Source organism: Bacteroidales bacterium (assembly GCA_021157585.1).
In the GTDB taxonomy this organism is placed as follows: domain Bacteria; phylum Bacteroidota; class Bacteroidia; order Bacteroidales; family UBA12170; genus UBA12170.
In genome coordinates this window covers 33,909-46,578 of sequence record JAGGWH010000078.1, presented here as the reverse complement: position 1 = coordinate 46,578, position 12,670 = coordinate 33,909, and the positions used below count along the sequence as shown (strand labels likewise).

The window sequence follows — 12,670 nt, the reverse complement described above, 5'->3', positions numbered from 1 at the left end:
TTATTTTTTTCAGCGGTAAAAATACAGAAAAATATAATGAAGTCTTTACGAAAATGGTAGGTGTTATGATTTGTTTTTAATTTTTTTGTGCTTTAGTCGGCAGTAAAACTTCAACCCTTGTACCTACCGCTTTTTCCTCTTCAAATAAATCAATGGTATTGTAAGTTATTTTTGTTTTTTGTAGTTTATTATAGAGTTTAACAAGTTCTTTAATTATACCTAATCCTTTGCCGTTATTGGTGGTTTTTAACTCTTTGCTTTTAGCTCTTCCTACACCATTGTCTTCAATATTTATTTGGATGTTTTTTTCATTCTCCTTGACTTCAATCTTCAAAAAACCGCCTTTACCTTTCGGGAAGAGACCGTGCTTAATAGCATTCTCAGCAAAAGTGTGGATAAGCATTCGCGGAAGCTGAACCTGTTCCGTATCAATTGCTTTATCCACTTTAATGAAATAATCAAAACGCTCCTCGTAGCGGAACTTTTCTAAAGCCAAAAAATTCTCTACAAAATCCAATTCATCTTCTAAAGAAATAGCTATTTTCTCTGCATTCTGCAAGGCGTTGCGATTTAGCTTTCCGTATTTAGAAAGCAAGCCTTTTGCCTTGTCAAAATCTTTTTGATAGAACAGAGATTGGATTGCATTTAAAATATTTAAAGTAAAGTGAGGGTCTAACTGATTGCGTAAACCTTGGTATTGGTATTTGCTAATTTGTTTCTCGGCTTTATACCTCTTTTCCAATTTTTGCTTCTGAACTTTAACCAAAAGATAAAATAACAAATAGCTCAATAAAAAAACGAATGTAATTGTAGGGAATTTCAACCAAGTATAAGGATTTTTATAATAGCGATATTCTATAAAAGCATCTTTTGTGGAAATTCCAAGAACAGCTTTTTCATTTGGCATTAAGGCTACAGAGATTTTAGGTCGAATTGGTAAAGCATTAATCTTAAGTCGATTTAGGTGTTTTAAATCGTCACTCAAAATCATCAAGTCGCCTTTGCTCGATTTCAATATATACTCATTAAACCCATTACCATCTAAATCAATACTTTGATTATAAAATAAAGATATGATTTCGTCATCTTCAATAGATAATTGGTGGATTTTGTTCAAATTTAATTTTTTATCAAGTTCAAAAACGCCCCCTTTATTAGATATTAAACGTGTTTCGCTTTTTCTTTTATCAAAACAAATGGCACTTATTTTTTCCTGCGGATTTTTGGTTGCCGGAATCCTCGTTTTAAGCAAATTCCCCTGCAAATCATAGAGTCTGATTTCGTTAGTGTAAATTTTCTCGTTTAGTAACTGATACTGACATAAACTTAAAATATAGGTTTCATTTTCAAGTTCTATAAAGTCAGAGATAAAATTAGAATATGGGTGCGGCAGCTCAACAGGAGGAAATAAAAACTCCGAATTTTTGGTGTAAACCATTAACCAAGAACTGCTATCTGGATAAGGAATTGGCAAATGATAATTATAGGGCGCCGTTATAACACCTAATACTTCCGGGAAACCATCATTATTTACATCTTTAAACTTGAGTCCGCCTATGAGTCCTGAACCAGATTTTGGCGATCGATAAATACTATCCACATCAATATCATAGACATAAAACGCTCTTGGGCTTTTGGAATATCCTGCAAGAAGAGCAAATAATAATTCTTTATTCCCGTCATTATCAATATCGTGCAGTTCTCCTCCGGCTAACGCTACGTCATATTCATTCTCTTTAAAAGCGGGGACTAAATCAATAAAAATATCACGCCTATCTAAGCCGTTCTTCAACATTACTTCCGTAATATTTAAAAATACAGAATCTTCTACACGATTAAAAGCATAAATTTCATCTTGGATATTGTTATTATAATCTCCAATAATAACTTGGCCGTATTTTAACCAGTGACCACGATAATTAAATTGATCAATACCATATCCACCTTCTCTTGAATTATAATAAATACACGTTGGGGCATAAGCTGAGGGGTTCATCAAATTCACTATTTGGGCTTGTCCGTCGTGATTTAAATCCGCAAAAAAAGTTGATTTTTTTTGATCGGTATTCAAATAGGTATTTGAAACTTCTTCTAAAACATAGACTTCAAACTGAGGAAAAATAAACCAAACGGAAACAAGGCTTACAAGAAGAGCTAAAGTTATTGGATGAAAAAGCTTGGAGAGGAAATCATTTTTAGAAAGGTTCATAATAGTCTTATAAAATTCGTCTAAAAGTTCCCCACAAACTTTTAATTAAATGATAAATACTATTTCTCCTCCCGATTCAACGTGTTATACAGCCAAAATTATATGAAAAATATTGAAAATCAAAATAATTTGTTAAAATAAAGCTGAAATATGACGGTAAATAACAAGAATATGAATCTTAATTATTTCCCCATCTTGAAAAACACTCTTACATTATAATTTCTTAGGATGGTAAAATTTGTAAAATTCTTAAACCCTGCATTTCGCTCCTATGGAGCTGTAAATTTATAAAATCCAATCTGCCAAAAAATAAGCTTTTCTCTTACCTTTGCAACTCAAATTTTTCAAGAATGAATAAATCTTTTATATATATTTTATTATTTACTGTAATAGTATTTGCAGTATCTTGTAATTCACCACAAAAACAAATCAATAATTCTGAAAAAGAAACTGTATTAGCCAAACCCGTATTGCTTTTTAATATTCCAATAGATTCTTTTTTAGTTGAAAAAGAAAAGGTAAAACGTAATCAAAACCTATCGGATATTTTACTTAAACAAAATGTGTCTTATTCTAAAATTGCACAATTGGTTAAGGTGGCAAAACCCGTTTGTGATGTTCGGAAAATAAAAGCAGGAAATAATTATTACCTTTTTAAAGATCTGGATTCGCTACAAACACTTCATTATTTTGCTTATGAAAAAAATAGAGTTGAGTATGTTATTTTTGATTTAAGTGATACTATTAGTGTAACTGCCGGAAAAAAAGAAATAATCCGCGTATTAGATACTATTGAAGGCACTATAAACTCTTCCTTATGGAATTCTATGATTGATAATAAGGTCAATCCTGAATTAGCTAATGAGTTATCGGACATTTACAGTTGGACCATCGACTTTTTTGGAATTCAAAAAGGTGATTCGTATTGTGTTTTCTACGAAAAAATGATAGTTGATAAAGATACTTTTGGCATTGGAAAAATATTTGCTGCTCGATTTAATCATATTGGAACCGACTATAATGCTTATTATTTTGAACAGGATTCTGTTGGAGAATATTTTGATGAAGAAGGTAAAAGCTTAAGAAAAACATTTTTAAAAGCACCACTAAAATTTAAACGTATCAGCTCGCGTTTTTCAAATAGTCGTTATCATCCTGTTTTAAAAATTCGCCGACCTCATCATGGAGTTGATTATGCAGCAGCTTCCGGAACACCTGTTCACACTATTGGTGATGGAGTAATTATTCGTAAAGGCTACCAAAAAAGAGGTGGTGGTAATTATCTTACTATCAAACATAACGGAACTTATTCTACAACATATATGCATCTTAGAGGTTTTGCTAAAGGAATTTCTGTAGGAAAAACAGTAAAACAAGGCGATTTGATAGGCTATGTCGGGCAAACGGGATTAGCTACCGGTCCTCATCTCGATTTTAGGGTTTATAAAAATGGTCATGCTATCGATCCTTTGAAGTTGAAATCACCATCAGCAAAACCTGTAGACTCATTGCATTTACAAGATTTTTATTCTTTAAGGGACAGCTTAAACAGAATTATTGCCTCAAATAAAACGAAAAAATAGTTTTACAGAAAATAAATGTGTTAGTGAGAAATGGGTTTATCTTTTTCTTAAAATTGGAATAACCATCTTACCATAGATGAGAAGATTATAAACCCAGCGTTCATTATCGTGCAATTTAGAGTTAATAAAAATTTGGTAATCAAGCTGTTTGACGGCTTAAATATTTTTGAAACTGCAAAAAATTCAGTTTATTTGCAATACAATTTTAGAATCACAAAAAACACAACTAACAAAATATTTATTATAAAAGACAAATAAATTAAATCAAAACTAATCAACACATGAAAAAATTACTCATTTTTATTTTTGTGCTTAGCCTTGGATTCCAATCCAGTGTTAAAGCCGATGAGGGTATGTGGGTTCCTATGTTCCTCAAACAGCTAAATATCAAAGATATGCATAAAAAAGGCTTTAAGCTTTCTGCAGAAGATATTTACAGCATTAACAAAGCCAGCTTAAAAGATGCTATTATCATTTTTGGTGGTGGTTGTACCGGTGAAATTGTTTCGCCTGAAGGTTTGATTTTTACTAATCACCATTGTGGTTATAGTTCAATTCAAAAAGTAAGTACCATAGAACACGATTATCTAAGCGATGGTTTTTGGTCTAAGAACAAAGATGAAGAAATACCTATTGACAACCTAAGCGTTAAATTTATGAGAAGCATGAGCGATGTTACTGCTCAAATGCTTGCCGGTGTTAGCGATACTATGACAGAAAGCGAACGCTCTGCTGCCTTAGCTAAGATTGAAGCTAAACTTATTAAAGAAGCTACAGATGGAAATGATTATCAAGCTATTATTCGTAGTTTCTTCGCAGGAAATGAATATTATATGGTTGTCTATGAGGTGTTTACCGATATTCGCTTAGTAGCAACACCTCCCGAAGCTGTTGGAAAATTTGGTGCCGATACAGATAACTGGATGTGGCCTCGTCATACCGGCGACTTTTCTATCTTCCGTGTTTATACTGCTCCCGATGGAAGTCCTGCAAAATTTGCTGAAGAAAATGTTCCAATGAAATCGAAATGGCATTTACCTATTTCTATTAAAGATACTAAACCCGGCGATTTTGTTTTTATTATGGGTAATCCGGGAAGCACTCAGCGTTATTTAACTTCTTACGGTATTGATTTAGCTATTAATGAAAGTAATCCTACGATAGTGAAAATACGTACAGAAAAATTAAATATTATGCGCGAATTTATGGATGCCGATCCTGTTGTTAGATTACAATATGCATCTAAATTTGCCGGTATTGCTAATTACTGGAAATATTTTCAAGGTCAAACAAAAGCCTTAAAAGCAAATAAAGTAGCCGATATAAAACGTCAGATTGAAACTGAATTTCAGGCTTGGGCCGATGCCGATGAAAATCGCAAAGCTAAATACGGCAACGTAATGACCGAATATAAAGAGGCCTACGAAAGTTTAAAAGAATTTAATTTAAGCAATTGGTATTTCAGAGAAGCTTTTTACCGTGGCTCCGAATTATTGCCTTATGGTGCACGTTTTGCTAAGTTAGGCAGATTATTAGCTGCCGATACTGTTGATCAGGAAAAAGTAGACGAAACAATTACTCATTTAAGGGAAGGCATTAAAGATCATTTTAAAAACTATTATATGCCTTTAGATAAAAAGATGCTTGGTGAAACTATGCGTTTATATTATTGGGGCGTTCCTTCCGATCAAGTTCCTGCAATTTTAAGCAAACACGCTAAAGAATTTGAGGGTAAATTTGAAAACTGGGCAGACGAAATATTTAAAAAATCTTCTTTTACTTCTGCTGAAAAAGTAAATGCTCTTTTAGATAATCCTACTGCAGAAAAAATTAATTCCGATCCTGCAATAAAAATTTGGAATGCTTTTTTCAAAACTTATCGTACTATGCAACCAAAAGCTGCTCCTGCTTATGAAAAATTAGCAAAAGCTGAACGTTTGTATGTTGCCGGTTTAAGAGAAAAAGATCCAAATAAAAAATATTATCCCGATGCTAACTTTACCATGCGTTTAACTTATGGAAAAATTGGTGGGTATCGTGCTTCTGATGCCGTTGAATATAAATTTTATACAACTACAGACGGTATTTTAGAAAAAGAAGACCCAACAAATCCAGAGTTTGTTGTTCCGGCTAAACTAAAAGAACTTATTCTGAAAAAAGATTTTGGTCGATGGGCTAATAAAAAAGGTGAAATGCCTGTTGGCTTTTTAAGTAATAACGATATTACCGGTGGTAATTCCGGAAGTCCTATTATGAATGCTCGCGGACAGTTAATTGGTCTTGCATTTGATGGTAACTGGGAAGCTATGAGTGGCGATATTTCTTTTGATAACAAACTACAGAAAACTATTAATGTGGATATACGTTACGTTATGTTTATTATCGATAAACTTGGTGGAGCTCAAAATATTATTGATGAATTAACAATTATTGAATAATCAGGTTTTTATCAAAACAAAAAAAGCGACTCCTGTTTATGGAGTCGCTTTTTTGTTTAATATAAGATTCTCTTATATTGTCTTCTGAATAATTTTTTGCATTTCTCTTTCGTGCAACTTCATACTTTTAAGTAAAGCAAATTGGTTTTTTGCGCGTATTAGGTTATGTTCTGTATATTTAATTTTATAATAAATATCGTTATTAAGGTAGTCCGTTAAAAACCTAAGCCCCATAATAAACACCATATATTTTGTTCCTAAAACCAAACTTTCAATTTCATCTTTTAATAAGATGCTTTTACAAGAATGAAGAAATCCTTTAGCAAAAGCTTCAAAATTTTCCGTAAGGAAATACACTTTACTAAGGTCGCCATCATCTTCTTCTGCTGAAGAACAAATTGTTCTTACCGAATCGCCAAAATCATAATGTACCAAGCCCGGCATAAGAGTATCTAAATCAATAACAGCTATAGCTTTTTCATTTTTATCAAAAAGCGCATTCGATAATTTGGTATCATTATGTGTTACTCTTAATGGAAGCTTTCCTTTATCTTTTAGTTTTTGCAAAACGAGTATTTCTGCTTTGTTTTTATTTACAAATTCAACAGCTGCCTTTGCAGATTCCAATCGCTTATCTCTGGCTTGTTTAATTGCACTTTCAAACTGATTAAGGCGATAATGCATATCGTGAAAGCGAGGGATTGTTTCTGTTAGTTTTTCAGATTCAAAATCGTTGAGTAAATAAAAAAACTGTCCGTATAAACGCCCTGCTTCTTCTGCAATTTTAGTATTGGGTGCTTTTAAATACACACGACTATCGAATATAAAAACCATTAAATTCCAATAGTCATTATTTGTATCTACAAAATAATATTCTCCGCTTTTTGTTGGAATTAAGCGGATGATATTTTCTTGCACTTTCGTTCGTAAAAAATCGGTAACTAAAACTTTGTTTTTGATTAAGTCGGGAATATTTTTAAAAACGTTTGAATTTATTCTTTGTAAAACATAATCGGGCGAAGCCGAACTAAGTGTACGAATAAGTATGGTAGTATTTATATGTCCGCTTTCAATTGCTTCGGCTTTTTGAAAAACACCTTCGTGATTAAACTGATTAAAAATACTTTCTATACTCATAATTTCATGTGCCAGCGGTCTTATTTTATCCTTTAGAGATAGGTATTGTGAAACAAAATTTACTTCCTTTTTCCGGCTCACTTTCAGCCCAAATTTTTCCATTGTATTTTTCTACAAACTCTTTGCAAAGCAGTAATCCTAATCCCGTTCCTTTTTCATTCTCAGTACCTAAGGTTGATATATTATCATTAACCTGAAAAAGCTTGGGAAGTACTTCTTCCGAAATACCAATGCCATTATCAGTAATACAAATCTCAACGGCGCCTTCTATTTGTTTAACATCAATTATAATTTTTCCTTTTGCATACGTAAATTTAATAGCATTATTAAAAAGGTTTGCAATTATAGTTTGTAGTGTAAATTTATCAGCATTGATATTTAATTGAGGAGGAACATTTATTTCAATAGTAATATTCTTGTTTTCGGCTGCAAACTGATGGGCTTCAATAGACTCAATAATTAGTTTTTTTAAATTCAATGATTCTTTAGATAATTTAATATTATCACTTTGAGAATTAGCCCAAAGCAATAAATTTTCTACTAAATTGAAAGCGTTTTTTGATGACTCGTAGATGTTGTTTATCAGTTTTGTTCTTTGATGGGGTTCGAATTGTTTATATTCTGATTTTAATAAATCGCTATAGCCAAGAATAATATTAAACGGACTTTTTAAATCGTGAGCAATTATAGAAAATAGCTTATCTTTTGTAGCATTTAGGGCTTTAAGTCTTTTTTCCGACTCAATAATTTTTTCGCGAGCATTTTTCTGTTCTGTAATATCAACCGCATGAAAAATAACACGATGTTCCGATTTCCACGATATTCTTGTTGCAAACCATTTCTTATCAGCTCCAATTTGTAAAGAATATTCTATTTGCACCAGATTTTTTGTTTTTAAACACTTTTTTATTGCACTATGGAAAAAATCAGCCTCTTCTTTATTGAAAATATCGGAAATAGTTTTTTGAAGCATCTCTTCTTTTGGACGTATTAACAGTGCTGTATTTGAAGTAGGAATTTTAATATATCTACCTTCCTCATCATATTCAATAATCAAACTGTTCAATGAGTGAAATATAGCTCTTAATTCCTGTTCATTTTCTTTTATTTTAATAATAGACCGACTTATAAACCAGATTAATACGCTGATAATAAAAGTGCTAAGTAGTAAAAAATATAGCAATACATGATCTTGATTGAGATAAGAAGACCAACCTATTTCGGGAACGGCAGCAAGAACCCAATTTCCGTAGGGTAAATCAATATTTACCGTAACGGGATTTTTTGTAAAAACACTTTCGTTTCCCCACCAAATATCACCCTGATCACCTTTGCCATCATACCCTCGAATAGAGAATAAAAAGCCCGCCTCACGCTCTAAAAGCGAAGTCTCCTCAAGTAGCTTATCTCGGCGAATAACAATATCGGTTACTCCCCAAAAGTTACTACCTTTTGGTTTTGTTTTATCAAAAATAGGCGTATAACTGATAAAGGCAATACCACCTTCCACCAGTTGTACGGGACCTGCAACAAAAGTCTTCTGGGTTTCAATGGTTTTTTCAACAATCTCTCTCCTTTTAGGATGTGCCAACAAATTTAAACCTATGGCGGCTTCATGTCCTTTTTTCGGAAATATAGCATCAATAATACAGTCTTTCGCCAGAGCCATTGTGCTAATTACAGAATCGTTTTTTATAAGTTCTGCCGCTAAATTATAAAACTCACTAGTGGATATATCAGGTCTTAACGAAACATATGCTGCAACACTTTTTGTATAATAAACCCGAGAATACAAGGCTCTTTCTAAAGAGGTCTTTTTGGTCATTAAGGTTTCAAGCAAACGTGTTTTTACATCTTTTTCCCAATAATCCTTTTTATAGTTGGAATAGCTTAATGCCATTATGGTAAGGATTGAAAAAGAAAATAGCGCAATAAGAAAAGGTAATATCTTTTGAATCCTATTTTTAAGCTTGATTTGTTTCATATTGAGGTATTTTGACCTTAAGTAATTCCCTGCTTCGTGTTTTTGTTAAAAGTAAATCATTGATACTAAATAAACTATTATGCTTCGTTTTCAAAACTAATTATTTTTCAAATACAAAACACGATATCAGGATTTCCCCGATATGTTTACTATAAACAGGTACGGTTAGAAAACAAAAAAAGACAAATAATATCTGCCTTTTTATTTTGATGTCTTACCATTTAATCAAAATTTCCGGTTCTTTCATTTATTGTAAGCGTTTAGAAATTAAATGGTCGATACTTATTTTCCCGGCACCATTAATAAGCAAAGCGAAAAGCATAAGCATATAATAAAGTGGAATTTCAAAACCATTATTTCCGGCTTCAAAGCCATTACTAAAATGAACTGTAACAATAGCCACAATCATAGTAATGATTAAAGGAATAGAAATAAAACGCGTGGCTAAACCAAGAGGTAATAAAATTATGGCTGCCATTTCTGTACTCGCTGCTAAATAAGCATTAAGTATTGGGAATGGTATTCCCATAGAAGCAAACCATTCGGCTATACCGCTGATATTTCCCCATTTCATAGTTGCCGGACCATAGAAGCCGTAGGCTAAAATAATACGGAAAAATAAGGCCGGAATGTCGTTTAAAACCGATAAACTGGCTATTGCTTTTTGATAAATTGCTAATACATTCATTTTTATATGTTTTTAAATATTAATTGTTTTTTATTATTAGTCTGCAAAAATGGATTTCCTGACAGCATCGAGATTTAAAAAAACAACTTAAAAACAAGCCGTAGATTTTTCTTATAATCTATAAAAGTTTTATCTTTGGAAAAAGGAAGTAAATACGGTACTATATATCCTTCCAAATATAAGAGATATATACATGTTTTTAAAAAAACATTAGCAAAATATATACAATAGAAACAATGATTAAAGTAATTGTAAACCTAATAAAAAAAACTAATGTAGGGTAATCAAGTAAACGGTTTTCGCCTTAATCAATAGCGGTTACACCTCTTGCTAAAACAAATAATATTTTGAGGAGAATAAGTATATTTTTCATAAGAATTATAAAATGGCAATAAAATCTAATCCATATAAAACGACCGCCACAAGGTGTTGGTTTTTACTAACAATGTCACTATTTTCTTTTATTGGCTTGGTAATACTTAATATCTATATTGCTTATTTGGCAATAGAACAATTTCGAGGAGACGGTTGGTCATTTTTGGGAGGACTAATTATAGGCACATCTTATTTAGCAACAATACCTATACTAATATTCTCCGGCTTGTCAATTCGTATGATTCAAAATGATAATAAAAAGAAATATTATTTCCCTATCATTTTGGGGATTATTAGTATAATAATGGGCATATTACTGCATAATGCAACAGCATTGTATGTTTACATTATACTTGCCGGCTTTTTATTGCTTATTTCAACTTTTATTTGTGCTAAGGAAAAAGATATATCTGATGATTCAGACAAAAAAGAGCAAACACAAAAGAAGCTGATTACACCTGAGAATGGCATATTTAAATTACTCAAGGCTTTTCAGGTAGTTGGTTTAATATTGTTATTTTTTTTAGCATCTTCTGCTATTGGTAGTTTTTTTATACCAAAGGAAACAGCTGATAATAACCGTTCATTTGCAATGTATTATATAATATTCAGCTCTGTGATTTTCATTTTACATCTTGTTGTAACTTTTGCCTTCTTTAAAAAGAAAAAGTGGGCGTTACACTTTAAATATATCGAAAGTTATATAGTATTATCAATATTGATTATCACAGCTGTTGCGGGGGAAATATCAGAAGGAGGAAATCTTCTGATTATACTTGGGTTTAGTCCTTTTATTGCAATGTTTATCTATTTAATCATAAATTACAAAAAACTAAAAAAATCAAATACCTTTTAATTCTATTCACAGATATATTTTTGTTTTTCCACACGATAAATTATCATCCTAAATTACAAAACACACAAATATTATAAAGAAGAAGAAATCTTCCTTAAATTTGAATGCACAACAACATATATATCATTGAACGGATGCTAATTAAATAAAAGATTATGAATATAGCAATTTACGGAGCAGGCTCATTAGGAACCATTTTAGGTGCATATATCACTAAAAAAGGAATAGATGTCGATTTAATTAGTCGTAACAAATCTCATATTGCCGGATTAAAAGCAAATGGAGCTCATATTATTGGCACTGTTGAAATGACTGTTGCTGTAAAGGCACTTCTTCCCGAAGAAATATCAAAAAAATATGATATCATATTTTTAATGACCAAAACCATAGATAATACAAACACTATTAAAAAATGTGCTTCTATGCTAACTAATGAAGGTGTTATCTGTACAATGCAAAACGGATTACCCGAAATTTCAGTAGCAGAGATAATAGGCGAAAATAAAACCTTTGGGTGTTCTGTTGCCTGGGGAGCAACACTAATTGGAAATGGCGTATGCGAACTAACATCAGAGCCCGATAGTATAACATTTAGCTTGGGTTCGTTCAGCAAAAATGCTGATGTAAATAAAGTTAATACTATAAAAAATATTTTAGAATCTATGGGTCGCGTTGAAGTTGAAAACAACTTTATTGGTGCTCGATGGTCAAAATTATTAATTAATAGTTCATTCAGCGGTATGTCTGCGGTTTTAGGCTGCACTTTCGGCGAAGCGGCAAAAAACAAAGCTTCAAGATTATGCATTCAAAGAATAATTAAAGAATGTATTGATGTTTCGGATAAAGCAAATATTAAAATAGAGCCTGTTCAAGGTAAAGATATTCGCAAATTGCTTGATTATAAAACAAAAATAAAAGAATACATTTCTTTTTTAATAATACCTATTGCTATTAAAAAACACAGACTTTTAAAAGCCAGTATGCTTCAGGATCTTGAAAAAGGCAAAAGATGTGAAATTGATGAGATAAATGGAATCATCTGTAAATACGGGGAAAAATATCATTTTCCAACACCATATAATGATATGGTTGTTGACATTATTCATAAAATGGAAGACGGTAAAATAAAACCCGGTTTTGATAATTTAAAACTGTTTGATAGCCTTAGATAAATAATTCCAAGCTTCTCAGTATCTATTCCGAAAGCCGTTAATTTATTGCAAATCCAAGAATAAGTTTGGAATTCAAAGCCGCTTTTAAAAATTGCCTTAAAGCAATTATAACACTTCCTTTTTACTGCTGTAACGGTAATAACAATAAAATATCCTTGTATTGTAATCATAGCAATCTTGTAAGTCATTATTTCCCTCTATAGCGGTAATTATTGTCTGATTTTAAAT

8 protein-coding genes are annotated in these 12,670 nt (G+C 31.7%); 4 read left to right on the top strand and 4 right to left on the bottom strand.

The window, feature by feature from the left end:
* Window positions 1-76: 76 nt before the first annotated feature.
* A complete protein-coding gene (locus J7K39_05330) occupies window positions 77-2,209 on the bottom strand; it encodes a histidine kinase (protein MCD6179307.1) in 2,133 nt (710 codons plus the stop codon).
* 350 nt (window positions 2,210-2,559) lie between these two features.
* Here J7K39_05330 and J7K39_05325 point away from each other — a divergent pair, with 350 nt between their 5' ends.
* Window positions 2,560-3,792 carry a peptidoglycan DD-metalloendopeptidase family protein gene (locus J7K39_05325; GenBank protein MCD6179306.1) on the top strand — a complete coding sequence of 411 codons (1,233 nt, stop codon included), beginning with the start codon at window positions 2,560-2,562 and terminating at the stop codon, window positions 3,790-3,792.
* A 281-nt stretch (window positions 3,793-4,073) separates the two neighbouring features.
* Window positions 4,074-6,230, top strand: coding sequence for a S46 family peptidase (locus J7K39_05320; protein ID MCD6179305.1), 2,157 nt, complete (start codon window positions 4,074-4,076; stop codon window positions 6,228-6,230).
* Window positions 6,231-6,302: 72 nt separating this feature from the next.
* On the opposite strand, the gene J7K39_05315 is transcribed toward J7K39_05320, so the two are convergent.
* From J7K39_05315 to J7K39_05305, 3 genes are all read right to left on the bottom strand, one after another.
* Complete coding sequence (locus J7K39_05315) at window positions 6,303-7,367, bottom strand: aminoglycoside phosphotransferase family protein (GenBank protein ID MCD6179304.1); 1,065 nt, start codon at window positions 7,365-7,367, stop codon at window positions 6,303-6,305.
* Between the two features lie 25 nt (window positions 7,368-7,392).
* On the bottom strand, window positions 7,393-9,351 hold the full coding sequence (locus J7K39_05310) for a CHASE domain-containing protein (GenBank protein ID MCD6179303.1): 1,959 nt from the start codon (window positions 9,349-9,351) through the stop codon (window positions 7,393-7,395).
* A 247-nt stretch (window positions 9,352-9,598) separates the two neighbouring features.
* Complete coding sequence (locus J7K39_05305; GenBank protein MCD6179302.1) at window positions 9,599-10,039, bottom strand: DoxX family protein; 441 nt, start codon at window positions 10,037-10,039, stop codon at window positions 9,599-9,601.
* A gap of 445 nt (window positions 10,040-10,484) precedes the next feature.
* On the opposite strand from J7K39_05305, the gene J7K39_05300 reads away from it, so the two are divergent.
* Both J7K39_05300 and J7K39_05295 read left to right on the top strand, forming a co-directional pair.
* A complete protein-coding gene (locus tag J7K39_05300) occupies window positions 10,485-11,270 on the top strand; it encodes a hypothetical protein (protein MCD6179301.1) in 786 nt (261 codons plus the stop codon).
* A 155-nt stretch (window positions 11,271-11,425) separates the two neighbouring features.
* A complete protein-coding gene (locus tag J7K39_05295; protein ID MCD6179300.1) occupies window positions 11,426-12,442 on the top strand; it encodes a ketopantoate reductase family protein in 1,017 nt (338 codons plus the stop codon).
* The last annotated feature ends 228 nt before the right edge of the window (window positions 12,443-12,670 follow it).